Consider the following 26598-nt stretch of genomic DNA (forward strand, 5'->3'; position numbering starts at 1 on the left):
GGGCTGCGGTTGGAATGGTTACAGCCCTTTCTTGATATATCTACTATTGCTGTGCAGCTTTATAAGCCTCTTCATATTCTTCAGCAATTTGATCGCCACCTTGGGCACGCCAATTGCTGATTGCTTGTTTGAATCCATCTTCATCTATTTGTCCCATAATGTATTGGACAGTTGCATCGATCATGATTTTTTCGATTTCTGAACCGACTTCATTGTTTTTCTCTGAATCTAATGGAACCGTTGGATCTAACACTACAAACTGTTCATTTTCCTTGACTAATTGATTGGATAATTCTTTCTCTGGATCAGCATCTTTAAACGAAAATGTGACTTCACTTGGTCTTGAACTAGACAATGGTTGCACTTCCTGTTGCCAAAGGTCCATGTCGATATATTCGATTGCGCCATCGTCTTGCAATTGGTAATGTGTTCCTTCAATACCACCTGTCATCAATTTATACATATCTTCTTCTAATAAATCATCGACAAACTGAAGTAATTTCTTCAATTGTGCTTCATCTTTGACCGAGGATTTAGGAAATGCCAATAATCCCCCTACGCCATTTCCTTCTGACCACACATGATAATCCCCATCTTCACCATCTGATATTTTATTTACTGGCACAAGCTCCATCTCTGGTTGAATATCTTTCCCCATATTTTTTAGGTTTTTGATATCGATCATCCCGGTATAGATCCCTGTCTTACCTTGTGCAAATTGTTCCTGTTGGTCTGTCTTTTGAGTCACTGCAAAGTCTTGCGCTAAGTAACCGTTTTCAAATAAATCTCTAGAAAAATCCATCGCTTTCTTATATTCATCTGTATCAAATTCGGGAGTAAATTTCCCGTTGCTCTCTACTTTCCAACCATTTGGTGCGCCGTAATACGAAGTGAATAATTTGAAGCTTGTATAACGGATATCACTTGGCGCGCGATCGCCAAAACCAACCGTATCATCGACACCATTGCCGTCTGGATCATTTTCTGTGAATTGTTTTGCTACTTCATAAAGTTCATCCAATGTATCTGGTACTTCTAAGCCTAGATTATCTAACCAATCTTTCCGGATAACTAAACCTGCACGAGCATAGTCTTTTTGCATAGGTACGCCATACAATGCACCATCGATACTTGCTGCTTCGATTCGATCCTCTGATATTTTACTTAAATTTTTATAGTCAGCTAAATAATCAGACACATCCCAGAAAACACCGGACTTCAATGCATTTCGTACAGAGGAATTTTTTAACATAGCAATTTGTAGTGTCACGATATCTCCCAGCTCATTTGAAGCTAATGCAGTGGTCAACCGTTCCTCTTTTGACGCATCAGGAATCCAGTTAAACGTCAATTCTGTATTGGTTTTCTCCTCGATTTTATCAACGATCGTATCATTAGGTGGTGAAGCTGTATGTAAAATGTTCAACCACGTGATTCGCGTTTTCCCATCCTCTGTATCTGCGGATGTGTCACTTGAATCATTGCCACAAGCTGACAAAGCAAGTATGCTGAGCAAACCGATCCCTGCTGTTACTAACGTTTTTTTCTTCATAATTGTTCTCCTTCACTGAATGTATTTTTATCTATTGCTACTTCTTTCTTTTTAAGACGATCAAATAGTTGCACCGCTGTCCAAGTGATGGCAAAAAAGAAGAAGCTACTCCCCATGAACGTCAACATACCCGGTATCAAGCGAATAATTATCGCGTAACTGCCAATAATGATCAACAGTAAAACGAGTGAATAATGTAACTGAGAAAAACCGAATAAAAAAGCCATTTTGATTTTATAAAACATCCCTTGCCATTGGTAATGGGCCATAATTGGGAAAATATATAGTGCAGATAACACGTAAAAAAAGCTAATGACCAAAATCACAACGCGTAAATACCAATTTTGGATATAGGCAAGATCTACGTATAAGACGAAAGCAACTGAAAAATACAACCAACTGATCAACAACGTTTCTTTGTAGTTTTCTTTAAAATAGTGAAAGTACGTCTGTGTCAGTGGAAAATCCTCAGATGAGCGTAACCACTTCCGGATTACTGAGACCATTGCGTAAGACGCTGGACCAAAAGTGAATAGTCCGAGACCCAAAACAACTAATATTCCCCACAAAAAATTTAAGTAAATGAGTTGCAGGAATCTGATTAATTTTTTATTTGTACTCTCTAACTTTTGCAACATCTGTTTGCTCCTTTGCTAGTACACACCGTCTTCACCCAGTTTTTTTGCTACCTTGTTCGCAAGTATGACCATAAACAAACCTACTACACCTTTGAACAAGCCCATTGAAGTACTAAAACTTAATTGTCCATTTTTCAATCCAGCAGTATAGATATATGTATCAAAAATCTCTGCCACACTGCGATTTAATGAATTGAGTAGTAAGTACATATGCTCAAATCCTAGGTCAAGTGTTTGACCAATTTTCAAAATCAACAAGGTAATGATCACTGGACGGATCGCAGGTAATGTCACATGCCATGTCTTACGTAAACGTCCTGCGCCATCCATTTCGGCTGCTTCATATAATTGCGTATCTACTGCGGTAATCGCAGAAAGGTAAATGATTGTTGACCAACCGAGTTCTTTCCAAATCACCTGTCCAATGTAGACTGTTCGTGTCCAGTCAGGTGATGTCAAAAAACTTATTTTATCTAACCCAATACTGGCCAAAAATTCATTGATGACTCCACCATCCACATTTAAAAAAACATAGGTGATCGAGACGATGATGACCCAAGACATGAAATGTGGAATGTAAATGATTGTTTGGATACTATTCTTGAATCGCTTGCTGGTTACTTCATTCAATAGAAGCGACAGGATGATCGGCATTGGGAAAAAGACAAAAATGTTCAGTCCAAACAAAATCAGCGTATTCCTCAACAACATAAAAAATGTTGGCTCAGTAAATAAACGAATAAAGTGCTTGAAACCAACCCAAGGACTCCCCAGAATCCCCAGATAGGGTTGATAGTCTTGGAACGCAATCACTAAGCCACCCATAGGTAAATATCTGAAAATAATGAAATAAAGGATTCCTGGAAGAATCATCAAGTACAAAAATTTATTCGTTTTGATTCCAGCAATCGTCTTCCTTCTTCTTTTTGTTCGTTCTTCCTTTTTTGATAAAGTAATTGAACCTAGCTCTCTTTTTACACTCTCCATAAGCCCTCCTTGTTAAACATTGTGTGACTTTAATCGCTATCCACAGCATAAAGGAAGAAAAGTGATTCCGTATATAATCATTTTCACTGACGTAGGTAACTGTCGATCATCACTTGATTAATCACTTTTCTGCTTCATCTGTTTGATTTTTTAGGAAATGCCCGTTCCATCTATATGAAACCTCCTGATTTCCCCTCCCTAAAAAATGATTATGTACGTAATTTCAAGCAGATGATAGATTGGAGGTACAAAAATACTTATGGTTTAAAGGAGGGTTCTCTCTAAATGAAAAAAAAGGTTTCGCTTGGAGAAAAAAGCTTTACGATTTTTAATTCCATTTTTCTACTATTATTAGCTTTGATCTGTATCGTACCGTTTTTAAATATCATCGCCACTTCATTTGCTTCTACACAAGAAGTCGTAGCAAAAAAATTCATCCTTTTCCCGACTACGTTTTCTTTAGATGCCTATCGTTACATCTTATCTACACCAACGATTTTTCGAGCTTTAGCTGTTTCTATTGGTGTTACTGGGCTTGGGACAGTCGTCAGCATGTGCGTGACTTCATTGATGGCCTATGGATTATCACGTAAATATCTTTTTGGGCGAGGCTTTTTTAACTTTATGGTTGTCTTCTCCATGCTCTTTAGTGGTGGAATGATCCCGACATTCTTAGTGGTGCGCTCTTTGGGGTTGATCAATTCGTACTGGTCGATGATCCTACCTGTAACTGTCAACGCCATGAACATGATCATCATGCGTAACTTTTTTCAAGCTTTACCTAATAGTTTAGAAGAATCTGCCAAAATGGATGGCTGTACTGATTTTGGGGTCTTTTTCAAAATTATGTTGCCTCTTGCTTTACCTTCTATCGCGACGATTTCACTTTTTTATGCTGTGACCTATTGGAATACTTATATGACGGCGATTTTATACATTAACGATTCCTCAAAATGGCCGATCCAAATCTTGTTACGTCAAATCGTGATCGTGTCAAGTGGGATGCAAGCAGAAAGTAGTGCTGTCGATATCATCCCGCCGGCACAGACGATCAAAATGGCCGTCATTGTAATTGCTACAGTGCCAATGTTGGTTGCTTATCCGTTTGTTCAAAAGTACTTTGTGAAAGGGGCATTGGTCGGCTCTGTCAAAGGTTGACCCTTTCACACTTAAAGATACGCGTAAAAATAATTATTCATTTAAATAGCACGATCTAAGAAAAATTCATTTTTCAAAGATCGTGCTATTTCTCGCAATCGAAACAACTATTTTTCCTAAGTAACTTATGTAGGACTTTAATGATCGGCGTTCACTAAGTTGTCCTCAACGGTTTTTCTTACGGTACTCACCAGGAGTGACGGATTCTTTCTTTTTGAAAAAGCGAATAAAGTTTTGTGAGTTACGATATTTGAGTCTTTCTGCAATTTCTTTCACGGATAACGTCGTTTCTGTCAACCATTTCTTAGCGATCTCTAAGCGATAGTTCTGAATGAAATCTCCAAAGTTTTCACCGGTTTCTTTTTTGAACACGTTACTCAAATAGTTAGGATTATAGTGCAGGCGGTCTGCCACCATGTCTAGTGATAGATCACGATCGTATTCGCTATAGATGATATGGATCATTTTTTCTGATAACGATTTAAACTCTTGCTCCGTGATTTCTTGAGCGCTTTTTGTGATTGGTTGAACAAATTGTTCTAACAGCAATTGTTCAAGTTCTTGAGAATGATAAGTATGTAACACCTTAACATATATTTGCTTCAATTCTTCAAACTGCGTAATATTCACACCCAATAGTTGTCCCAACTGAACAAATTCATTGACTAACCGAATAGCGACAACTTCACGATTCAATCGATTTTTATTTTGAGTGAACATCTCAATGATCAATTCGTGAAGAAGGTGACTGACGTGTTCGTCTCCTGAACGGATGGCTTCAAATAAACGATTTTGTTGTTCCATCGGATATTTGATCAATGTCTTCTCCTGCTGCTCTGAGATGATTTCATGGTAGAACACAATTGAATTTGGTCCAGTATTTACCCGATGGTATAAGGCTTCTTTCGCTTGGTCGACAGATTGCTTACTGTCATTGAGCGTAGTAAAACATTCACTGATCCCAATGCTAACAGTCAATTTGAGATATTCTTGAATCATTTTTTGGATCTGACGACAGTGATCCATTACTTTTTTATTCGCGAATGCTTCTTCTTTAGTAATTCGATAAATCGTTGCTTGCATTTCTTCGTTTAGCACGATAGGAATCATTCGTTCTTCTTTAGGAACGATCTCAGCAATCATTTGGTTGATAGCCAATAGCAGTAAATCTCGTTCTCCTCCATGACTGTCTTCTAAAAGATCGATCTGCACGATTGCTGTATAGTAACATTCATTTTGCGAGTCGTAGTTGAACTGCCGTAACCGTTGATCCAACTCCCGTTTTTCCACACGATTTCTAAAGAGACTCAAGACAAATAATGTTTCTAGTTGTGGTTTTTGAGTAATCAAATTTGCACTCAATAGTTCATTTTCACCAATTACTTGGCTCACTGACTGGACAACGTTCTCTAGTTTCTTTCCAGATAAGCCTTCCGAATGAAGATTCAGTCGGTCTTGAATCTGGCTGATAGGACGAACATATCGTTCAGAAAAGATATAGGACAAGCCCCCTACTAAAATGATCAAAGTAAAGGATACAGTAGCTAATCCGATTTGCAAGTTTCGGACAGTCGTACCTATAGTTGCAGGATCGATCTCTAATTGATACTGCCATTGATTGTAATCAGATTGGAGCAAGATGAAATTCCGACCATTTCTTTGAACCACTGTTGGTACATTCGCTTCGATATTTTGGACTGGTATCATCCCTTCTCTTGATGATTCAGCATCAGTAAAAAGTATCTCTGCTCCATAATAGATTGTTAAGCGGTCTTCATTGCTTCGTTCAATGATTCGTTTCAGTGCCTGATGGTCGATCGAAGCAAAACCTAGCGCATACTTTTCACTGACTGCTTTAGGTAATGCAACAACCATTTCAATTCCATCTGGTTGTTTCGTCCAAAAAACTTGTTGATCCTGATGGACGTACTGGGCTTTTAAATCAGTCACTTCTTGTGGTGATAGTTGATTCAGCGACCCATTCACGACACCCCAACCGCCTTCTAGGCTGACTAACTTGAACGCATTTTCCTCCATTGCGATCGTTTCAATAAAATTAAGTTCTTTTCGTACTTCGGAATAAATAGTGTAGTCGGTATGATTCAAAGGAGATTGAAATATTTCGGAGAAGTTTTTAGTGGAGCCGTATGTAGCGAAAGAGTATTCAATCGTCCGAAACTTCCATTCTACATTTGTTTTGATTTGTTTCAATAGATTTTGTTTATCTAATAAGTAGTTCTCTTCAATCGATTCATAGGTGTTGGTATAGATAAACAGACTAAAGCCAACGACCAGTACCACACCGATAATAAAAAGCGGCATAAACATTTGATAAAACAACATTTTGTTCCTCATTTAGCTTTCTCCCCTTCCAGAATTAAAAGGCTTACATTTTATGTAAAATTGATTATCTTCTAAAGCAATGAGTATCTTCACTCTTTCAGATTAACATACTACTATTTAAAAACATAAGTTTTTTTGAAAGAGCAAAACCTAACGATAGCAAGCTATATTGACTAAACCTTTCATTCATATTACGATGAATGCGCTACCAAAAAAAATGAACCTAGCATGAAAATCAAAAATAGATTTATCTATAAAAAAAACATCAAATCTGTCAAAAAGAAGCATGAAACCGTCATAAAAATAACAAATATTGATAATTCTCGTTTCGTTCCAGAGATTTTTATCATAAAATTTTTGTCTCACAGAAAGGAAATCATTCGATGGAAAGATTAACTAAAAAGCAATACCCTAAAAACCAAGCTGCAATTACTTGTCTACAGTTTGGTGAAGGAAATTTTATGAGAGGATTCGTTGATTGGCAACTTCAGCAGTTAAACAATCAAGGACTCTATCAAGGAAATGTTGCAATCGTCCAGCCACTAGCTCACGGCTTAAGTGACAAGCTGGCTGAACAAGATCAGCTCTATACGGTTCTACTTCAAGGGTTAATTGATGGCAAAGTCATTGATACGACAGAACCAATCACTGTGATCGACCGTACGCTCAACCCTTACGAGCAATGGCAAGAATTCCTCGCATTGGCAGAAATCGATGAATTAGCCTTTGTTTTTTCTAATACGACAGAAGCTGGTATTAGTTATCATGAAGCCGATACTCGAAATGATATCCCTCCAACAAGCTTCCCCGCAAAATTGACTGCCTTTTTGTATCATCGATTCAAAATGAATAAAAACGGACTTACGATCATCCCATGCGAATTGATTGATCGCAATGCAGAGCTTTTAAAAAAATTCGTTTTAAAGTATGCAAAAAATTGGCAGCTTGAAACAGAATTTGTCGATTGGCTACACCAAGAAAATCATTTTTATTGCAGTTTGGTGGATCGGATCGTTCCTGGATTCCCGAGAGATGAAATCGATGAATTGCACCAACGATTGGGATATGACGATCAACTGTTGGTCAAAGCTGAACCATTTATGTTGTGGGTGATCGAAGCACCAGAGGAATTGAATGAACGCTTACCATTGAAAAAAGCAGGTCTGAATGTTGTTTTGACTGATGATTTGACGCCTTATCGTGAGCGGAAAGTCCATCTACTCAACGGTCCTCATACTGCAATGGTGCCGATTGGTCTACTGTCAAACGTCTCAACAGTCGAAGAAGTCATGAAAGATCCTCTGCTATCCGATTACATCAACACATTAGTGACTAGTGAATTGATCCCAATGTTACGCTTACCCGAAGAAGAATTGCTGGCGTACGCTAGACAAATCAACGAACGGTTCTTAAATCCTTTTGCACATCATCAATTACATGCGATTGCTTTGAACAGTGTTGCCAAATTTCAAACACGATTACTACCTATTCTAAAAAAATACATTGAAAAAAGGGAAGCGCTCCCTTCCTATCTGACTGTCTCATTTGCTGCCTTGATCTTGCTTTATCGTTCCGATCATTCGAAAATTCAGGTAAACGATGACCCTATGGTACTCGCTAGTTTCGCTGAAGCTTGGGCTGAGCCAGAGACTGCTGTCCTTCAACTATTGAAAAATCCAACGCTTTGGGGCGAAGATCTATCCGTACTTCCTGATTTAACAGAAACAGTTTCACATTACGTGACAGAGATCGATCAAAAAGGCATTCGTAACGTATTACATGAATTGAAAGGATGAAAAAAATGACTGATCCAGATTTCTCCACTCGAATCATCCAATTACACCCACAGGACAGCGTTGTCGTAGCTACTACCACGATTCCAACGAATACAACACTTCGCTTCGATGATGTTACGTTGACTACCTTTGAAGAAATCCCCTTAGGCCATAAAATTGCTTTGTCTGATTTGAGCGCAGGGGCTGATGTGATCAAGTATGGCTATCCGATTGGTCATCTCTTGACAGATGTCAAAGCGGGGCAATGGATACATACGCATAATATCAAAACAAATCTTTCTGGTGAGGAAAGCTACCAATACCTACCAAAATCACGCCCCATCGTCTATCCACAAGAAAATCGCACTTTTCAAGGTTATCTTCGTGAAGACGGACAAGCTGGGATTCGCAATGATCTCTTTATCGTTCCAACCGTTGGCTGTGTCAATGGAATTGCTGAATTGATCATCCAAGAGTTTAAAAAACGACATGCAGATGACAATCCTTTCGATCATCTTACGATTTTAAAACATCCTTATGGTTGTTCTCAACTAGGTAAGGACCATGAGAATACGAAAAAGATCTTAGCTGATGCCATCCATCACCCGAATGCTGGCGGTGTGCTTGTATTTGGATTAGGTTGTGAAAATAATACGATACAAGAATTAAAAGCTAGTTTAAATAAATATAACAAACAACGAGTAAAATTTTTAACTGCCCAAGATGTCACTGATGAAATAGCACATGGCGTATCATTACTTGAAGAATTAGCAGAAATCGCACGAAGAGATTTCCGTGTTCCTGTTCCTCTGGATAAACTAACGATCGGTTTGAAATGTGGTGGTTCGGATGGATTGTCAGGGATTACTGCCAATCCATTGCTAGGTGCCTTTTCTGACTATTTGATTTCACAAGGAGGTAGCACGATCTTGACGGAAGTGCCTGAAATGTTTGGTGCCGAACAAGTACTGATGGCACGAGCAGAAAATCAAGAAGTCTTTGAATCGATCGTTCGTTTGATCAATGATTTCAAACAATATTTTCTCTCTTATAATGAACCAGTCTATGAAAATCCTTCTCCTGGAAACAAAGCAGGCGGTATCTCTACCTTAGAAGACAAGTCACTTGGTTGCACCCAAAAAGCAGGAAATTCAACGGTAGTCGATGTGTTAGCCTATGGTGAGAAAGTACGTAAAACTGGGCTGAGTTTACTGGAGGCACCCGGTAATGACCTTGTTGCCGCATCTGCGTTAGCTTCTGCTGATTGTCAACTCGTCTTGTTCACCACAGGCAGAGGAACACCTTTTGGTTCTTACGTTCCCACGCTGAAAGTATCAACCAACACACCTTTATTCGAACGAAAACAACATTGGATGGACTTTGATGCTGGTGAATTATTGACTCAATCCATGGCAGAGGTCTTACCTTTATTTATCGATAAGATCATCCGTGTTGCGAGCGGAGAAGAGACAAAAAATGAAGCCAACGACGTAAGAGAACTAGCTATTTTTAAAAATGGTGTCACACTTTGATTTTTCTTATCACTACCTAATCTGAAATTGAAAGAAGTGAAGTAAATGTTTTTATCTGATGATTTTTTATTAACCAATCAATGGTCAAAAAAACTGTACCATTCATCTGCTGAAAAAATGCCGATCATCGACTATCACTGTCATCTATCACCAAAAGAAATTTATGAGAACAAATCTTTCACTAATTTGACAGAAGCCTGGTTGAGTGGCGATCATTACAAATGGCGTTTGATGCGAGCTTGCGGGGTTCCTGAAGAAAAAATCACTGGTCACGCCTCAGATTACGAAAAATTTTATGCTTGGTGTCAAACGGTGCCGAAAATCATAGGCAATCCTTTGTATACTTGGACACATCTTGAATTGAAACGTTTCTTCCAAATCGATTTACTGATCAATGAAGAAAACGCCCTTAACATTTGGAAACAAGCAAATAAACGTTTAGCTGAACCAGCGTTTCGGCGACGAGAGATGGCGAAAAATGCGAAGGTGACTGTCATTTGCACAACAGATGACCCCATCGACGAATTAGTTTATCACGAATTATTGGCAAAAGAAGAACCTGATCTCAAAGTATTACCAGCATTCCGTCCCGATGCTGCGTTAAATCTCACCCACGAGGGATTTTCTGAATGGTTGTCAAAATTGTCTCACGTAATTGGCAAACCAATCGCTGATTACACTTCTTTGATCACCGCATTGAGTCAAAGGATCGACTATTTCCATCAGCATGGCTGTCGCCTATCGGATCATGGGTTAGATCGCTTGTCCTATCATACAGCTTCGGAAAATGAGCTTGAACAGATTTTCCAGAAAGCATTGACGAAAGAAACACTGACACAAACAGAAATTGATGCTTATCGAACGGAAACACTTAACCGGCTGATCACTTTGTATCATGCGCATGGTTGGACGATGCAGTTGCATCTCCATGCTTATCGTAACTGCAATACCCAAGCATTCACACGCTTAGGGCCAGATACTGGTTATGACGGGATCAACGACCAACCACTAACCAACCACCTGCAAAAGTTACTCGATCATGCCGATCAAACCAATCAATTACCAAAGACGATCCTTTATTCACTCAATCCAAATGATTATCCCTTACTTCTTGCTCTGATGGGTTGCTTTCAAAAGGAAACCGCCGGAAAACTTCAACTCGGTTCTGGTTGGTGGTATAACGATACCCGAGCAGGCATGCGTGAACAGATGACACAACTTGCTGATGGCGGTGTTTTAGGAAATTTCGTCGGTATGTTGACGGATTCTCGCAGCTTTCTCTCTTATACACGACACGAGTATTTCCGACGTGTTCTCTGTGAGCTGATCGGTGAAATCGTGGAACGAGGTGAAGCGCCCGAAGACATCCATCTTTTAGGAACCTTAGTGGAAGATATCTGTTATACAAATGCGCGAAACTATTTCGGTTTTTTTGAGGAAGAAGAATGACTATGCAAACGATCCATATCGCAGGCGACTCCACTGCTTCGATCAAAAACATGACTGCTCGACCAGAAACCGGCTGGGGAGAAGTTCTTGGTAAATACTTCCAGCCTAAGATTCGGATAAACAATCAAGCAAAAAATGGCCGTAGTTCAAAATCATTCATTGAAGAAGGACGATTCACTCGCTTGAAAGAAGAATTTCAAGCGGGGGACTTTTTGCTGATCCAGTTTGGCCACAACGACCAAAAAATCACTGAAGCAAAAGGAACAGAACCATATGGTGGGTATATAGATGCACTTGCTATCTATGCACAAACAGCCTTATCCTCAAATGTACAGCCAATTTTCTTGACCCCTGTCACACGACGCCTTTACTTGAAAAATGGGCAATTAGATCCTCATTGCTTAGGAGAATATCCAAAAGCAATGAGGCAATTCGCAGAAAAAAATAACTACCCCATTTTGGATGTTTTCACTCGTTCACAAGCAACTCTTCAACAGTATACGCAAGAAGAAACAAAAAAATTCTACTTGCATTTACCAGTGGATACTTATGAAAATTATCCCTCAGGCCTTTGTGACAACACTCATTTTAGTCCAGAAGGCGCTGCTTTAGTCGCTCAACTCGTCGTTGAACTACTAAAAGAAACTGATCTTCCATTAGTAAATTATCTTGATGCTCCTCATATCTAAAACTTGATTCAAAGGATTTACAATTTTACCCAGACAAAGCAAAAACTTAAAGCATACAATATGCTTTAAGTTTTTGCTTTGTCTATTAAATTAGGACTCAATGATACGATCAAAGGCTTTGTGTTCGATCATTATTCTTTTGTTTTTCCGCTAATGAAGGTCTTCTAGCCGTAATTGCCAAACTGACGCCCTCTTTTAATTTTTCAAACATAAAAAGATCTTTGTTTTCTACTTGTGGACTTTGGCGGATTTCTTGGAAGATCATTCGTTGGTCTTTCACTGTATAACGTGCATATTCGTGAATATAGCGATGAGTTACCATAAATGAAAGAAGAGCAAAAGGCGTGTGATTCTTTTGTTTTTCTGTTAACCGCTGATATATGACTCGATCCAGTTTTTCTGCCCAGATCAAACTGTTTTGATAATGCTCGAAATGCGTTTTTGTGGATACCCAACGAAAATTTTTATCATAGGCCCATGAATCTTCGACAAGCTGATGTTTCAATTTTTTTAGTGTCTGTAGTAACTCTTTTGTTCGTTTATGTAGGATAAATTGATTGAAAAGGGCTAAGTCAAAAGGTTTCGTAACATTCAATTCTTTAATAGGTGCGGTAATTTCGATCGTCATTTTTTTTCGCATAGGTTCACATCCTCTCGTTTGTTTATCGGTGTCTTTCTGCAACTTAATGATAACAAAGGATGATCCTTGCCTGTCCATCACTTTTTCTTCTGAAAGAAAAAATTGTTTTTCATAAAAAAACTGGCATGAAATCCTTTAGAGATTTCATGCCAGAAAGTTATTTTGTTGGTGACTATTCGCTGTACAAGTCGCGTACTGGTGTCATGATGATACGGTTTAAATCGTTGATGATCGTGCTGAACCCTTGTTCTTTTTGCATCAAGTCATTGATGACTTCTTCTGTTTGGATTTTCATTGCCATTTCTTGCGCTCTGGCAGCATCTTCATCGCTGAATTCTTGTCCGCTCATTTGTTTTTCTTGTAATTCGATCTGCATCGCTTGGAAATCTTTGAACAGTTGGTGTGCTTCTTCATTTGCTTTTACTTTTGCATAAGCTTCTTCTAGCTCTTTGAATTCTTTTAGTTCACGAATCTCACGTTCGATTTGATTTGCACTATCATAAATATTTGACATACGACGGCCTCTTTTCTTCTATTTAATAAACTCTATTGTAACATGAGGTGATTTGTTTTCAAAGTGCCTACTCTCCTTGGAATCGACGCCATAGATCTCGTGTTGCATCACCGATACCTTGTACGCCTTCTCTCAGCATATCGCCAAAATTCCTTAGGCCATCTTTTGCTTGTTCGCCATAACGATCTAAATTGTCTTGCCAGTTCCCCTGATTCTCTTCATTTGTTTGTGAATTATCTGGTACTTGATCTGCTGGGACGACTTGACCGCCGGTAGCATAGGCATCCGCAACGTTGAATCTTGTTTGCTCGGTGTAAGGCAAGATGCCTTCTGCTGCTGATTTGAAGACTTTCCCCACCACATTGCCACTTGTACCTTCTAAATAGTGAAGTTCACTCGTTTCTTCAAATCCCAACCAAGTAGATATGACTACGTCTGGGGTATATCCAACGATCCATTGGTCATTCGCTTTTGTAGCATCAAAATTCGTTTCTGTCGTTCCTGTTTTCCCTGCCACCGTATAACCATATGGATTCGCTGCAACACCCGTTCCATTAGAGAACGTACCTAGTAACATGCTGGTCATTTGATTCGCCGTTTCTTCGGAAATGACCTGCTTTGGTTTACTGTTGGTATTATCAACGATGACTGCTCCAGTAGAGTCAACGATCTTGGTGATCAAATGCGGTGTATACATCTTCCCATTATTGGCAAATGAACCATAAGCCCCCGCCATAGTCATAGGAGATACCCCATTTTTCAAACCACCTAACGCTAACCCATAATACTTGTCTGAATCAGCTAAAGGTAAGCCAAATTCTTTTGTCTTATCAAAGCCTTTTTGAAGACCGATCTCATGAAGTAACCACACAGCTGGTAAATTCAAGCTTTGAGCAACTGCTTGATACATCGGTACTTCCCCTTGATAGGTCCCATCAAAGTTGTGTGCATCATAATAAGATTGTGGTTTATCTTCAAGAATACTTGACGGTGTATAGCCAGCTTCTAACGCAGGTGCAAACACACTGAGTGGTTTGATTGATGAACCAGGCGAACGTTTCATCTGCGTTGCAAAATTGAATCCTCTAAAGACATGTTCCCCACGTCGACCAACGAGCGCTGCAACCCCTCCTGTTTTCGGATCTAGTGCAACTGAACCTGATTGGACCATGGCACCATCTGTCGCATTTGGAGGGAATAACGCATCATTTTGATAAGTCGCTTCTAGTTGTTGCTGATAATTCTGATTCAATGACGTATAGATTTTATAGCCTTTGTTCATGACATCTGCTTCATCTAAGCCATATTCACTAACAGCTTCATCAATCACTGCATCAAAATAATAAGGATAACGATAACCAGACTCCGAACCAGTATACGTATCATTCAAATAGTGTGTGATGTCCGTCTGAGACTCAGCAGTTGCTTGTTCTTCACTGATTTTACCATTGTCTGCCATCACGCTTAACACCGTATTTTTCCGATTATTGGCATTTTCTGGATGATCGATTGGGTTGTAGATACCAGGACCCTTCAACATCCCCGCTAACGTAGCAGCTTCAGACAGCGTGACATTGTTAGCATCCACTCCAAAATAGCGTCTCGATGCATCTTGTACACCCCAAACCCCATTACCAAAATAGGCATTGTTCAGATACATCGTTAAAATTTCTTCTTTGCTGTACTTCTTCTCGATCTCAATCGCTAGAAAAAGTTCTTTCGCTTTTCTGTCAAACGTTTGATCTAGTGTAAGATACGCATTTTTGGCTAACTGTTGGGTAATGGTACTTCCGCCACCCCCGCCTGTACCACCAGATGTGATCATCCTTACTGCTGCTCTGGCAATCCCTTTGATATCAAAACCAGGATGTTGATAAAAATTCCGGTCTTCGGTCGAGATAACGGCATCTTGGATCAGTGGAGAAATCGCATCTAACTCCACATAAGACCCTTTTTGTGCATACAACGTCCCCGCCTCTTCGTTGTTTTTATCATAAATCACGGTCGACTGACTCAAACCAGATTTCAGTGTTTCAACATTCGCTTGTTTTGCTAATACAAATAGATAAATACTCGTGATCAATACGAAGATCAGTCCGATCAGTAAAATCAACTTGTTGATATGATATTTTTTCCAAATGCGCTTACGCCATCGATGGAATTGTCCGAGGTAAGGCTTAATCCATCGCCAAAAACTGATGAGCGCAGTTTTTATTCTTCTTAACATGCTCTGAAAATCCATTCACTTCTTCTCCTGTCTATTGATCTCATTCTTCTCATTTTAACATAACTAATTATGCGTGACGTCCTGCTTGAGATGTAGGTGTACGCTTTGTTTATTCACAATGTGGATAGTTTAGCATATGAAGTGAAGGAATTTTTCCATTTTTTTCTTAAATATCTGTTAAAAATGTTACAATGAATCTGAATTTTAATGAAAGGTGTGAGCATGTGGACATCACAATCACGTTACCTGAATCTCATCCAACCATGACGATTCGAGAATTATTAGAAAATGAGTGGCTTGTACCAAGAAAAGTCCGACACTTTTTACGTATACGTAAAAACGTCTTATTGAATCGCGAACCTGTTTTATTCCATCGCGAAGCAAAAGCTGGAGATCAAATCACTTTGCACTTCGAGGAAACTGACTATAGTTACCAAGAGATCCAATTGGGGGAAGCAACAAAAGTCAGCGTGTTGTATGAGGATGAGCACTTGATCATCGTCAACAAACCAGTCGGTATCAAAACGCATCCGAATGAACCGACAGAAACGAATACGTTATTGAATCATCTGGCTGCTTACTTAGATCAAAAAAAGCAACGTCCATATGTCGTTCATCGATTAGACAAGGAAACGAGTGGAGCTGTTCTATTTGCTAAAAATCCTTTTATTTTACCTATTTTAGGTAGAATGTTGGAACAGAAAAAAATCTACCGCCGTTATCAAGCTGTTGTTTGGGGTAAACTTTCTCAAGATGTAACGATCACAGACAAAATCGGCAGAGATCGTCATGATCGTCGCAAACGAGTGGTTGATCCAAGAAATGGACAACCAGCCATCACACATGTTCAAGTCGCCGAAGTTTCGGCAGATAAAACAAAGGTCTATTGTGTCTTGGATACAGGACGAACCCACCAAATCCGTGTACATTTAGCAAATCAAGGACACCCCATTGTTGGTGACCCGCTCTATCAAACGAAGTCAGCGAAACGTTTGATGCTCCATGCGTTAGAACTCCATATGCCCCATCCATTTACACAAGAAAAAATCATTGCACGAGCATTGCCGGGATTATGGTAAACACTTGAAAATAGTCATAAACAAAATAACTGAGATTTGGGAACTTAACACGATCCCGATTCTCAGTTTTTTCCTGTTTCTATCAAAAATATGAATTGACAGTAAGCGCATACATACCAGACTTACATTAGTATGTATATAAAAAATATCAAGGAGATCATTCATATGAATATTGAAATAACTAACCTTTCGTCCCAAATTGCTGTAGCAACCAAAGCGACTGCTGTTACTATGGAGAACATGACCGCTACAATAGATACTGGCTATGAAAAATTGATGCACGCTGTTGCTGAACAAGGTGCCCAACTGATTGGCGCCCCCTACTGCGCTTACCTGAATAGCAATGAAGACTTTACCGTCTTTGATATCGAATTAGGGATTCCGATCAATACGGAGATTTCTGCAAATGATGAGGTGTATATGAGTCAAACATACGGTGGAAAAGCCGTAATCGCCACACATCAAGGTTCTTACGCCACACTTGAGGCAACATACGAGGCAATGCTGGTTTATCTCCAAGAAAATCATTTGGAAAGTACGGGCATTTATTATGATTACTATCTAAGTAATCCGCTTGACACACCGGAAGACCAATTATTGACACAAGTTGTTTTTCCAATCAATTAAGTTCGGATTCATGTTGCTCCAAACTAGTCTCATTTGCAACGATTATTTCTTGTAAATAATGCTTCTATGACCAATAGCAAATATTTCAATTATAATTTCAGAGTCAATTATATTTGCTAGTATGCGATAATTCCCAATGCGGTACCGCCACTCACCACCTCGATTTCCCGTCAATCCTTTACCGTGTTGACGAGGGGTGCTGGTTCCTTCCAAATTTTTTCTAATCCAAGCAACGATTATTCTTGCCTGATTTCGATCCATCTTTCTTAACTGCTTCTGCGCTTGAGGCATATAGATAACTTTATACTTCATCTAGCAACTTCTCCATGTCAGACTGAGAAATCCCCTTCTCTTTTTTCTTTTTAGAAAGTGCCATTGCATCTTTTAATAATTTTAAATCAATCTCATCTTCGATTTTATCAAGAACTGACGTCCTGTAAAGTTCCGTCAATGATGAGTTATGTGCTTTAGCATATTCTGCTACTAGTTCTTTTTCATCATCTGGAATTCTAAATGTAATTGTGGATTGTCCCATAATCTATCCCTCCGCTCTAATTTGTAACAACATCGTACTAAAAATACATCTTTTTGTCAATACAACGTTAGTACGTGATATAGAGAATAAAAAAGAACGGCTACCAATAATGACAGTCGTTCTCTATACCTATTTTTATTCAAGTTTCCATCTAAAAATTAAAAGTCGCTATTTTCTTCTTAGATTTATGCAAATTCGTTTCCTTCTCGATGTGCTTTTTCCGCTAAAAGTAAGCTTCCGATAATCCCACTCTCATTTGGCATTCCCCATTGAACAATATACTCCTCGACTGGAGGTGTTTCCATGTAACTAGCCATCAATGTCGTAAATTGTTCTCTCACTTTTTGCAGTAAGTGTGCTTGGTTCATGACACCACCGCCTAAAATGATTTTTTCTGGTGCTAGTGTCAACGTATAATTGACTAATGCTTGGGCAAGATAATATGCTTGGATATCCCAGACAGGATGATCCTCAGGTAAATTTTGTCCCTTGATTCCTGTACGTGCTTCGATCGATGGTCCAGCCGCTAATCCTTCTAAACAGTCTTTATGGAAAGGACAAGTTCCTTCGTAGTCGTCTTCTGGATGACGTTTGACCATGATGTGTCCCATTTCCGGATGCGCACTCCCAGAAAGAATATCGCTATTCAACACAACTCCGCCACCAATGCCTGTGCCGACAGTCAAGTAGATGCAACTGTTTTTCCCTTGCGCCGCTCCTTTCAACAATTCACCATATGCCGCAGCATTGACGTCAGTTGTCCATGCCAAAGGAACGTCGTATCGTTGTTTGATGCTTCCTAAGAAATCAAAATCTCGCCATCCTTGTTTAGGCGTAGCTAAGACATAGCCATAGCGATCATTCGTTGGATCAATACCGATTGGACCAAAGGAACCGATTCCAATTGCTTCTAATTCAAAGCGATCAAAGAAATCAAACACTAACGCCAATGTTTCCTCTGGTAAAGTTGTCGGTACACTGATTTTTTCAATGATTTCTCCCTGATCTGATACTGCACAAATAAATTTTGTTCCACCTGCTTCTATTCCACCATACATCAATTATTCCTCCTCAAAGCCGACTGTCCGAATCTCATAAGGCTGGAGCATTTCGTCAATCGTCTCTTGACATTCTTCTTCAAGGAGATTCAACGGTTTGCCTTTTTTGCCATTTTTCGTCAAATGCAACGATTCTAAATGACTAGACATATTGAATCCTCTCGCTACTAGTTTATCATTAAGTTTGCTTCGTTTCAAAGCAGTAATTGCAAACGTTTCCCCTTCGATTGATAAATATTGGTTTTTCGGTGATAGTTTGCCTACTTGAATGGACAATTGCTTTGTCGAAAATGGAATTTGAGCTGCATAAGCATGTTTGTATGTGGCAAATTTATCTTTTCCGGAGTGAACCTCTAAACTGTAATCGAATTGGTGAACACCTAAACACTGTGCCTCCGGTGTCGGGAAATAACCCCAGTCGCCCATCTCACCGACGCAACGCAGTAATGTCACCGCAATGGTTTTTCCATCCAAGATTTCATATTCATTCAAACCAAAATTACCAATCGTTATTCCTTGGGTTGCATCGCCTAATTGGACAAAGGCATGTTGATGCTGGGGATTGGTCGGGTTCTCCCAACTTGCAGAGACTTGATTTGGACGAGCTACGACTTCAAAAATACTATCTGCTTCGTGTTGTTCCACATGTAACTTCGTTGGGAATAAGACACGTAAGCGATGATCTTTCATCTGATTGTCGATGGTTGTTGTAAAATCGATCTTTTTGCTCTCTGCACGCAACGTAATCAGTGTTGTGATTGTCAGTGGCTTTGTTTCTTTTGAGCGTTGGGCTTGTCTAAAGCGGAACTCTCGTACCATTTGTTGCTCTTTTTCTAACCGATCATCTGCAGAAATAGGGATGTCAATGGTTTGAGTTAGTTTGATTTGAGCGATTTCAGATGTATCCTGGATGATCTCAACAGTACTTCTCGGTTGGTCTTTTGAAAGAATCGCTTGTTCATTCTCTGGTTGCTTGAAGATATATTCGTTACCGATGTCACCGACGTCTTCAAATGTCAATAACTCTTCAAATTCTTGCCCGGTCGTTTTATCCAATAAGGTCAATGTCCCATTTTTCTCAATGGATACATGCACAAATTGATTTTCAATACAGCGTCCTGCTTGAGTAATCATCGACTCTTGTTTTTCATCCGTTGCTCCTTCAACTAAAGCGAATGTTTCCCATGAAAATGCAGGCATTTCATCAATTGGTAGCTCAATCGTGACATATCTTGCCATATATGGCACTCTAAAGCGATCTTTCGGTAAATCATAGCCAAATGATACAACTTCTTCAGAAACCAAAGCTGGGATCTGTTTTTTTTCAGACGTTTCAACATGGTAGTATTTCTTAGGTTGTTCCGCCAATTCTTGATATAGCTCCTCTGGAATCCCTTCTGCAAATCGTTTTCGTTCCAACTCTAAAGTGATTACGGCTGACCCTGTTTTGGGCATTCCTGCTGTATTGAAAATAACAAAAGGATAGCTTTGCTTCGAAAATCCACTGGTATCAATAGCTGTTGCCAGTTGATCCAATGCTTCTTGTGCTAAAAATCTCCCCACTTCATTGGCTTTTTCAAAACGCGGAATCATTTCTCGATGAACGGAGTCAACTGAGCATCCGCAAATGCTATCATGAGGATGATTTTGCATCAGTGTTTTCCAAGCGTAATCTAATTGATCGTGCGGATACTTTCCTGTCACTTCATACGCCATCGTTGCTAAAGGTTCTGTGACATTTTCAAGTTGACGTTGTACTTTTGTGTTCCACTGTTTGAGGTAAACTCTCGCAGAAGCTGTATTGGCTAACGTATACCAGCCATCGGTTTCTTGACTCGTCAATTCTCCTTCAACTGCGCCAAGATCCTGAGGAAGATCCTGTTGTACCGTTTCTAGATAATCCGTAAAATTGGAATGAATAAATTCATAGTCAGGATACAATTCATTGGCTAATTGAATTGCCTTTGATATATCTTTTTGTACAGGTTGATGATCCACTCCATTCATCATCAATAAATGGTTGGTTGACGCATATTGCTCGGCATCTGCTAACTTCTGATCCCAAAAACGAATCGCAGCTTCTTTCTCAGCTGGAATCTCATTTCCGTTACTGTACCAGTTGGCAAACAATAACCCAAAGATCTCCGTTTGATCAGGGCCTTTCCACCACATCTCAGAATATTGTGACGAATAGTTCTCAGCTTCTAGTACTTGATTATCAAAGCCTATCGGTTTCACCCCACGACCAAACGCAGCAGCTTCAAGTCCTACTTGCTTCATCATTTGTGGCGTTTGTCCCATATTGCCAAAAGTATCAGGGAAATAACCTAGCATGACCGGCGTTCCCCATTTGCGACTTTCTTCCATACCGATCAACATATTCCGAACATTTGACTCTGAGCTAATTAAAAAATCATCCTGTAAAATATAAAATGGTCCAATCCGTAATTTTCCTGCATCGATGGCTTGTTGGATTGCTTCTCTTTTTTCAGGTCGTACTTGTAGATAGTCATCTAAAATAATGGTCTGTCCATCTAAATGAAAGCTGTTGAAGTCTGGATCAGTTTCAAACAGCTCCAACAAATCATCCATTAACTCCACTAATCGCATGTGATGTTGCTCATATGCCATGTACCACTCACGATCCCAATGGCTATGAGAAATGATATACACTTTTTTCTTCATATCTATTCTCCTCCTTATTTTTCCACTCGGATATCAAAGTAATCCATGACTAATTCACAAAACATCATGTTTGCCCAAGAAAACCATTCTCTTGTGTAGTTTTGCGGATTGTTCACATCAAAACCTTCATGCATCAAGTGTGTCCCTGCATCGGTCGCTACTAGTAAATCAAGGATTCGTTCTTTTTCTTGTTTGTCTTCTGTCGTCATTCCTTCCATCGCTAGGGCGATTGGCCAAATATAATTCTCGGGCGTATGCGAAGAACCAATTCCTTTTGCATACTTCCCTTCATAAAAGTAAGGGTTCTCTTTACTTAACAAAGTGTTTCGCGTATTTATATAGTGTTCATCTGTACTGGAGCAATAACCCAAATAAGGTGCTGAAATCAAATTAGGCACATTGCTATCGTCCATTAATGAGGCATTCCCTAAGCCGTCTACTTCATACGCATAAATCGTTTCACCTTGTTGATTTTCGATTTTTCCATAGGTGGCAATCCCCTCTTGGATGGCTGTTTTTAAGTCGTTTGCTTTTGTAACGATTTCTTGGTCTTCAAGAATTGAGGTGAAAATCTCTTCCACATATCCTAGAATAACTACAGCAAACATATTGGATGGGACAAGATAGCCATATTGACAGGCATCATCGCTCGGACGAAATCCTGACCAAGTCATACCCGTGGGCGCAATCGCCGATCCACGTCCCTCGTTGACTAACGTATCTTCTTTTCTTGTGGTGTCTCTTGTAAAGGTGTAAGGCGATTGTCGATGGTCTTGTTCTACTTGAAAAACTTCTAAGATTTTTTGAATCCCCTCAATAAATGAGTGGTCAAATTGATCTGTACGTCCGGTATTCTTGTAAAGTAAACAAGCTAGTTGAACAGGGTAGCATAAAGAATCGACTTCATATTTTCTTTCCCAGATCCAATCGTTCATTTGAGTGTGATCGGTTTGATGCCCTGCGCCATTTGCTTGTTCATTGAACGCATTTGCATATGGATCGATCGTGATATAGTAAAATTGCTTTTTGACTAACCCACTGATCATGTCAGCTAAATCTTCATCCTCTTTCGCAATCACTAAATAAGGACGAACCTGCGCGGTGGAATCACGTAACCACATTGCAGGGATATCTCCTGTGAGTAGAAAAGTTGTCCCATCCTCTTGCCGTTTGACTGTGGTCAACAACGTATTCGCAAAGGCCGAAGAAAAATTCTTAGCCCAATCTGCATGCTCTTCTCCACATTTTTGTATGATGTCATCCATAAATCGCTTCACTGAATTAGGTATATCTTTATAAGCCATATTATATAAACTCCCTTTTATTTGATATGTCATTATGGATTATACCTGCTCACGCTATAAATGTCTACGCTTTCAATAAACTTTTTTCTATTTACTTTTTCAAGTATTATGCTATGATTTAATTATGATATATCATTAAGAGGTGTAATTATGGATCAACCATTATATAAAACAATATTTTTAGCGCTAGAAAAAGCAATACATGATGGAACTTTACCTGTCGACAGTCAAGTTCCCACTGAAAAAGAACTATCCCAACAATACAATGTTAGTCGGATCACGTCCAAACGGGCATTGACAGAATTAGAACAACTAGGATTGATTTATCGTGTACGCGGAAAAGGAAGTTTTGTTAAAGCTCCCAAAAAAGGTGTTCCTTCACGTAGTCTCTCTACTCATAAAAGAATCTTATTTCTTTTGCCTTACTTGTCTGATTTATCCGTGGGTGACTTTACTCAGGGCTTGAATCCAATCATGCAAGAACATCAATTCGAGGTCATGATGACGACTTTAGATTTTTTAGAAACAAAGACAGCCAATGATTTGATGCAAGAATTTGATGGCTTGATTTATTATGCTTTTGAAACAGATCAACATCTTGACTTGCTTTTTGAGCTTTCCTTAAAAGACTTTCCAGTACTCATGCTAGATAAAAAAATATATGAGTTACCTTTTCCAACTGTCTTATCGGATAACTTTCAAGGTGGTTCTTTAGCAACCAATCAACTGATTGAACAAGGTCACAAAAAAATCGCTTATCTTTTTGGTGATTTGTCCCATCCACAATCCGTGAGACAACGCTATCTCGGTTATCTTGAAGCACTGAATAAAGCAGAATTATCGTTCCATACTGCATTAAATGATCCAATGGCGACCACTAATGAATTAGCTAACTATATTCATACACATAACGTTACAGCATTTGTTTGCGAGAATGACTTAGTTGCAATTCAAGCAATGACTACGTTAAAACAATTGGGTTACACCATTCCCAATGATTTTTCTGTCATCGGGTTCGATGATATCCAAGCTGCTGCTTTGGTTGATCCGCCTTTAACAACGATTGCCCAAGATTTTCTCCAATTAGGCGAATTGGCGGGCAAAGCGATGATCCAGTGGTTGCAAACAAAAGAAACACCGGCTGACATCAAACATCCTGTTACTTTGATCCAACGACTATCGACAAAGGAGTATACACATGGACATTCAACAAATTGATACACGTCATGGCACTGCGAATCAAGCCAACTTTTCTAATGGGAATTGCCTGCCTTATACAGGCGTTCCTTTTGGTATGAACTATTTTGCCCCACAGACAAATGAACAAAGAGGTAGTTGGTGGTTTCACCCCGATGACCGGATTTTCCAAGGCTATCGTTTGACTCATCAACCTAGTCCTTGGATGGGGGATTTCAGCCACTTTTTGATGACTCCGTTCAGTGGAGTATTACAAGAACCCACGGTGTTCCATGCCCAAAGTTCGTATCGCCCAGAAGAATGTACTTTTTGTCCCACCCACCTTTCCATTGACCAATTGCGTTACGGTATTCAATCGACATTGATCCCTAGTATGTATGGCGGCATCCTTTCCATCACTTACCAACAAAATAATAGCGGTTTATTACTAGCATTTCCTGGCCGTTTCCGTCTTACTGCAAAAGATGCCTACACACTAGAAGGCCAAGTCACTCATTTTGCGGGCGCAGAAGATCCGAATTTCACTTTTTATTTTGTTTTGGGCTTCGAACAGCCTCTGACAACTAGTGAACTCGAGTATTCTAGCGAACAAGCAGACACCGTAGCTCTTTATTTTGGTCATATCAAGCAACAGACGATTCGGCTAGGGACGTCATTCATCAGTAATGAGCAAGCTCACCACAATTTGGAACAAGAGCAAGAAAAACAAGAAAAAGACTATCTTTTAGACAGTCGGGAGCAATGGCAAAACTACTTTGATCGAATCAAAATCAACCATCATGATCAAAAACAAACGCAAACGTTCTATCACAATTTATATCGGACATTCCTATTCCCACAAACCTTTTACGAAATTGATCCAGAAGGAAAAAAAATCCATTATGATACCACTAGTTGTACAGTAAAAAATGGGATTCTTTATACAAATAATGGGTTTTGGGATACGTACAAAACGGTTTACCCACTCTTTTCATTGATTGCGGTCGAAAAATATGAAGAGATGTTGGAAGGTTTTTTAAACAGTTATCGAGAAACTGGCTTCTTACCTAAATGGCTTTCTCCAGATGAACGAGGTCTCATGCCTGGAACATTGATCGATGCAGTGATCGCTGATGCTGCCATCAAAGGTATCGGCAGTCAGAATATGCCGGAATTTTTAGAAGCCATGAAAAAAGGAGCGACAGTTCAAAGTGATCAACAAAATTATGGTCGCCAAGGGACAATCGATTATTTAAAGTATGGCTACGTGCCAAACCATTACCATGAATCGATCAATCACACACTTGATTATGCCTACAGTGATTTTTGTATCAGTCAAGTTGCTCAAACACTAGCTGATGTTGAAACAACTCGTCACTATCAGCAACAATCCATGAACTATCGCAATGTTTTTGATACAGAAACTGGTTTTATGCGTTCAAAAGACCTGTCTGGACAATTCCGTCCTGATTTCTCCCCTACTTCTTGGGGCACAGATTATGCAGAAGGAAGCGCATGGCAAAGTAGTTTTGCTGTTTTCCATGACTTTGCAGGACTGATCGAAGCGCATGGTGGAAAACAAGCTTTTGAGAACAAATTAGTTGAATTATGTAATCAACCGCCTAAGTTTGAAGTCGGTGGTTATGGTTTTGAGATCCATGAGATGAGCGAAATGGCTGCGATTGAATTTGGGCAATTAGCTATATCCAATCAACCAAGTTTTCACTACCCTTATCTTTTCCATTACCTTGGGAAACCCGAAATGGCACAACCTTTGATCAAACAATTACTTACGCAACTTTTCGATGCATCATCCACTGGCTATCCTGGTGATGAGGACAATGGTAGTATGGCTGCTTGGTATATCTTTAACAGTTTAGGTTTTTATCCGGTTACACCTGGGACAGGCGAGTATGTTATTGGTATCCCACTGTTTGATCAAGTGATCTTAACACTTTCAAACGGCAATCAATTGACTATCCATGCTACGCCTAATCAGCCCCAACAACAGTTTATTCACCATGTAAGTCGAGATGGCTACACTTATGAAAAGCTATATTTTACTCATAAAGATTTACTAAACGGTGGCACGATCAACTACCATTTAGGTATTGTTCCTCATACTAAAACTTATTCAGAGGATAGTTTGCCTTATTCTTTAAGTCGCCAAGAATAATATCAGTGGTTCAGCTAGAAAAGAAGCATGGTTAAGGAAGCTTCTACCCCAGTGCTTACTCTTTAGTTAATTCCATTTGCCATCCGCTTCAGCACTAATTTTAGAGAATGTGCGACTCCATTAGGACTTTATTGAATGATTGATTTTACTCATGACTCGTTGTTTACAGATGACTCGTTGAGATGCTATACTAAAGAAAAGAAGCGATGCGCTAACATCGCTCCAATGTAGCCGTTTTGTGGTAGCATGTTTTGAGCTAAAATAAACCCGTCAACTTCGCTAAAAGTTTATGACGGGTTTATTTTTTATCGTTTTTGCTGATTGTCAGCATAATGCCAACAAGCGCAAGCATCAATGATCCGAACTGGATCATCAATGCCAGTGCTTCCGCAACAGACAAAATGGCTACTCCCTTCGTTGAAGTAGGAAAATGCTCATACGCATCACCCCCTGA

The 26598-nt window shown here is 39.5% G+C and carries 22 protein-coding genes; 9 read left to right on the forward strand and 13 right to left on the reverse strand.

Features of this window, described 5'->3' with window-relative positions:
* Window positions 1–43 precede the first annotated feature (43 nt).
* From IGJ39_RS12415 to IGJ39_RS12425, 3 genes are read right to left on the reverse strand one after another with little or no spacing between them, the layout of a single operon-like run.
* Window positions 44–1552 (reverse strand): extracellular solute-binding protein, encoded by a 1509-nt coding sequence (locus IGJ39_RS12415; protein ID WP_066025642.1) that lies wholly within the window; start codon window positions 1550–1552, stop codon window positions 44–46.
* Window positions 1549–2190, reverse strand: coding sequence for a YesL family protein (locus tag IGJ39_RS12420; RefSeq protein WP_019723545.1), 642 nt, complete (start codon window positions 2188–2190; stop codon window positions 1549–1551). Before IGJ39_RS12420 ends, IGJ39_RS12415 begins: the two co-directional genes overlap by 4 nt.
* 15 nt (window positions 2191–2205) lie before the next feature.
* On the reverse strand, window positions 2206–3177 hold the full coding sequence (locus tag IGJ39_RS12425) for an ABC transporter permease (protein ID WP_019723544.1): 972 nt from the start codon (window positions 3175–3177) through the stop codon (window positions 2206–2208).
* A gap of 285 nt (window positions 3178–3462) precedes the next feature.
* On the opposite strand from IGJ39_RS12425, the gene IGJ39_RS12430 reads away from it, so the two are divergent.
* On the forward strand, window positions 3463–4335 hold the full coding sequence (locus IGJ39_RS12430) for a carbohydrate ABC transporter permease (RefSeq protein ID WP_023520460.1): 873 nt from the start codon (window positions 3463–3465) through the stop codon (window positions 4333–4335).
* A gap of 165 nt (window positions 4336–4500) precedes the next feature.
* Here the strand turns inward: IGJ39_RS12430 and IGJ39_RS12435 are convergent, their stop codons facing one another.
* Window positions 4501–6690 carry a helix-turn-helix domain-containing protein gene (locus tag IGJ39_RS12435; RefSeq protein ID WP_195339504.1) on the reverse strand — a complete coding sequence of 730 codons (2190 nt, stop codon included), beginning with the start codon at window positions 6688–6690 and terminating at the stop codon, window positions 4501–4503.
* Between the two features lie 371 nt (window positions 6691–7061).
* Here IGJ39_RS12435 and IGJ39_RS12440 point away from each other — a divergent pair, with 371 nt between their 5' ends.
* Genes IGJ39_RS12440 through IGJ39_RS12455 form a run of 4 tightly spaced genes read left to right on the forward strand, consistent with a single transcriptional unit; the run spans window position 7062 to window position 12123 of the window.
* Window positions 7062–8474, forward strand: a complete 1413-nt coding sequence (locus IGJ39_RS12440) for a tagaturonate reductase (protein ID WP_195339505.1) — start codon at window positions 7062–7064, stop codon at window positions 8472–8474.
* A gap of 5 nt (window positions 8475–8479) precedes the next feature.
* Entirely contained in the window at window positions 8480–9985 is a 1506-nt protein-coding gene (locus IGJ39_RS12445; RefSeq protein ID WP_065095596.1) for a UxaA family hydrolase, read from the forward strand.
* Between the two features lie 45 nt (window positions 9986–10030).
* Window positions 10031–11434, forward strand: a complete 1404-nt coding sequence (gene uxaC, locus IGJ39_RS12450) for a glucuronate isomerase (RefSeq protein WP_438764889.1) — start codon at window positions 10031–10033, stop codon at window positions 11432–11434.
* 2 nt (window positions 11435–11436) lie between these two features.
* Window positions 11437–12123, forward strand: coding sequence for a rhamnogalacturonan acetylesterase (locus tag IGJ39_RS12455; RefSeq protein WP_438764891.1), 687 nt, complete (start codon window positions 11437–11439; stop codon window positions 12121–12123).
* A 109-nt stretch (window positions 12124–12232) separates the two neighbouring features.
* Here the strand turns inward: IGJ39_RS12455 and IGJ39_RS12460 are convergent, their stop codons facing one another.
* From IGJ39_RS12460 to IGJ39_RS12470, 3 genes are all read right to left on the reverse strand, one after another.
* Window positions 12233–12763: a hypothetical protein gene (locus IGJ39_RS12460; protein ID WP_066025648.1), complete on the reverse strand. Its 531-nt coding sequence runs from the start codon at window positions 12761–12763 to the stop codon at window positions 12233–12235.
* Between the two features lie 172 nt (window positions 12764–12935).
* Window positions 12936–13277, reverse strand: a complete 342-nt coding sequence (locus IGJ39_RS12465; RefSeq protein ID WP_010734167.1) for a YlbF family regulator — start codon at window positions 13275–13277, stop codon at window positions 12936–12938.
* Between the two features lie 67 nt (window positions 13278–13344).
* Window positions 13345–15519, reverse strand: a complete 2175-nt coding sequence (locus IGJ39_RS12470) for a PBP1A family penicillin-binding protein (protein ID WP_023520466.1) — start codon at window positions 15517–15519, stop codon at window positions 13345–13347.
* A gap of 209 nt (window positions 15520–15728) precedes the next feature.
* Between IGJ39_RS12470 and IGJ39_RS12475 the strand changes: the two genes are divergently transcribed.
* Window positions 15729–16583, forward strand: a complete 855-nt coding sequence (locus IGJ39_RS12475; protein WP_019723050.1) for an RluA family pseudouridine synthase — start codon at window positions 15729–15731, stop codon at window positions 16581–16583.
* A gap of 165 nt (window positions 16584–16748) precedes the next feature.
* Window positions 16749–17210 carry a GyrI-like domain-containing protein gene (locus tag IGJ39_RS12480; protein ID WP_019723049.1) on the forward strand — a complete coding sequence of 154 codons (462 nt, stop codon included), beginning with the start codon at window positions 16749–16751 and terminating at the stop codon, window positions 17208–17210.
* Window positions 17211–17252: 42 nt separating this feature from the next.
* Here the strand turns inward: IGJ39_RS12480 and IGJ39_RS12485 are convergent, their stop codons facing one another.
* The 5 genes from IGJ39_RS12485 to IGJ39_RS12505 all read right to left on the reverse strand — a co-directional run bounded on the left by IGJ39_RS12485 (window position 17253) and on the right by IGJ39_RS12505 (window position 22792).
* Window positions 17253–17522 (reverse strand): type II toxin-antitoxin system RelE family toxin, encoded by a 270-nt coding sequence (locus IGJ39_RS12485; protein ID WP_019723048.1) that lies wholly within the window; start codon window positions 17520–17522, stop codon window positions 17253–17255.
* On the reverse strand, window positions 17512–17745 hold the full coding sequence (gene relB / locus IGJ39_RS12490; protein WP_019723047.1) for a type II toxin-antitoxin system RelB family antitoxin: 234 nt from the start codon (window positions 17743–17745) through the stop codon (window positions 17512–17514). Before relB ends, IGJ39_RS12485 begins: the two co-directional genes overlap by 11 nt.
* A 185-nt stretch (window positions 17746–17930) precedes the next feature.
* Window positions 17931–18803 (reverse strand): ROK family protein, encoded by an 873-nt coding sequence (locus IGJ39_RS12495; RefSeq protein WP_019723046.1) that lies wholly within the window; start codon window positions 18801–18803, stop codon window positions 17931–17933.
* A 3-nt stretch (window positions 18804–18806) separates the two neighbouring features.
* Window positions 18807–21488 (reverse strand): alpha-mannosidase, encoded by a 2682-nt coding sequence (locus IGJ39_RS12500; protein WP_066025649.1) that lies wholly within the window; start codon window positions 21486–21488, stop codon window positions 18807–18809.
* Between the two features lie 14 nt (window positions 21489–21502).
* The gene (locus tag IGJ39_RS12505; protein ID WP_438764895.1) at window positions 21503–22792 is read right to left on the reverse strand and encodes a glycoside hydrolase family 125 protein; all 1290 of its coding nucleotides are present in this window, start codon (window positions 22790–22792) and stop codon (window positions 21503–21505) included.
* Between the two features lie 150 nt (window positions 22793–22942).
* On the opposite strand from IGJ39_RS12505, the gene IGJ39_RS12510 reads away from it, so the two are divergent.
* A complete protein-coding gene (locus IGJ39_RS12510; protein ID WP_438764897.1) occupies window positions 22943–24010 on the forward strand; it encodes a GntR family transcriptional regulator in 1068 nt (355 codons plus the stop codon).
* Window positions 23991–26144 (forward strand): GH92 family glycosyl hydrolase, encoded by a 2154-nt coding sequence (locus IGJ39_RS12515; protein ID WP_438764899.1) that lies wholly within the window; start codon window positions 23991–23993, stop codon window positions 26142–26144. The genes IGJ39_RS12510 and IGJ39_RS12515 overlap by 20 nt, the downstream gene beginning before the upstream one ends.
* 298 nt (window positions 26145–26442) lie before the next feature.
* On the opposite strand, the gene IGJ39_RS12520 is transcribed toward IGJ39_RS12515, so the two are convergent.
* Window positions 26443–26547, reverse strand: a complete 105-nt coding sequence (locus IGJ39_RS12520; RefSeq protein WP_308726865.1) for a putative holin-like toxin — start codon at window positions 26545–26547, stop codon at window positions 26443–26445.
* Between the last annotated feature and the right edge of the window lie 51 nt (window positions 26548–26598).

It is taken from the genome of Enterococcus sp. AZ140, from assembly GCF_051714405.1.
Taxonomy (GTDB): domain Bacteria; phylum Bacillota; class Bacilli; order Lactobacillales; family Enterococcaceae; genus Enterococcus_B; species Enterococcus_B pernyi.

Coding starts and splice junctions, on each gene's coding strand:
- IGJ39_RS12415 (WP_066025642.1), bottom strand. CDS start 1,552: ATGAAGAAAAAAACGTTAGTAACAGCAGGGATCGGTTTGCTCAGCATA.
- IGJ39_RS12420 (WP_019723545.1), bottom strand. CDS start 2,190: ATGTTGCAAAAGTTAGAGAGTACAAATAAAAAATTAATCAGATTCCTG.
- IGJ39_RS12425 (WP_019723544.1), bottom strand. CDS start 3,177: ATGGAGAGTGTAAAAAGAGAGCTAGGTTCAATTACTTTATCAAAAAAG.
- IGJ39_RS12430 (WP_023520460.1), top strand. CDS start 3,463: ATGAAAAAAAAGGTTTCGCTTGGAGAAAAAAGCTTTACGATTTTTAAT.
- IGJ39_RS12435 (WP_195339504.1), bottom strand. CDS start 6,690: ATGAGGAACAAAATGTTGTTTTATCAAATGTTTATGCCGCTTTTTATT.
- IGJ39_RS12440 (WP_195339505.1), top strand. CDS start 7,062: ATGGAAAGATTAACTAAAAAGCAATACCCTAAAAACCAAGCTGCAATT.
- IGJ39_RS12445 (WP_065095596.1), top strand. CDS start 8,480: ATGACTGATCCAGATTTCTCCACTCGAATCATCCAATTACACCCACAG.
- uxaC (WP_438764889.1), top strand. CDS start 10,031: ATGTTTTTATCTGATGATTTTTTATTAACCAATCAATGGTCAAAAAAA.
- IGJ39_RS12455 (WP_438764891.1), top strand. CDS start 11,437: ATGCAAACGATCCATATCGCAGGCGACTCCACTGCTTCGATCAAAAAC.
- IGJ39_RS12460 (WP_066025648.1), bottom strand. CDS start 12,763: ATGCGAAAAAAAATGACGATCGAAATTACCGCACCTATTAAAGAATTG.
- IGJ39_RS12465 (WP_010734167.1), bottom strand. CDS start 13,277: ATGTCAAATATTTATGATAGTGCAAATCAAATCGAACGTGAGATTCGT.
- IGJ39_RS12470 (WP_023520466.1), bottom strand. CDS start 15,519: ATGGATTTTCAGAGCATGTTAAGAAGAATAAAAACTGCGCTCATCAGT.
- IGJ39_RS12480 (WP_019723049.1), top strand. CDS start 16,749: ATGAATATTGAAATAACTAACCTTTCGTCCCAAATTGCTGTAGCAACC.
- IGJ39_RS12485 (WP_019723048.1), bottom strand. CDS start 17,522: ATGAAGTATAAAGTTATCTATATGCCTCAAGCGCAGAAGCAGTTAAGA.
- relB (WP_019723047.1), bottom strand. CDS start 17,745: ATGGGACAATCCACAATTACATTTAGAATTCCAGATGATGAAAAAGAA.
- IGJ39_RS12495 (WP_019723046.1), bottom strand. CDS start 18,803: ATGTATGGTGGAATAGAAGCAGGTGGAACAAAATTTATTTGTGCAGTA.
- IGJ39_RS12500 (WP_066025649.1), bottom strand. CDS start 21,488: ATGAAGAAAAAAGTGTATATCATTTCTCATAGCCATTGGGATCGTGAG.
- IGJ39_RS12505 (WP_438764895.1), bottom strand. CDS start 22,792: ATGGCTTATAAAGATATACCTAATTCAGTGAAGCGATTTATGGATGAC.
- IGJ39_RS12510 (WP_438764897.1), top strand. CDS start 22,943: ATGGATCAACCATTATATAAAACAATATTTTTAGCGCTAGAAAAAGCA.
- IGJ39_RS12515 (WP_438764899.1), top strand. CDS start 23,991: ATGGACATTCAACAAATTGATACACGTCATGGCACTGCGAATCAAGCC.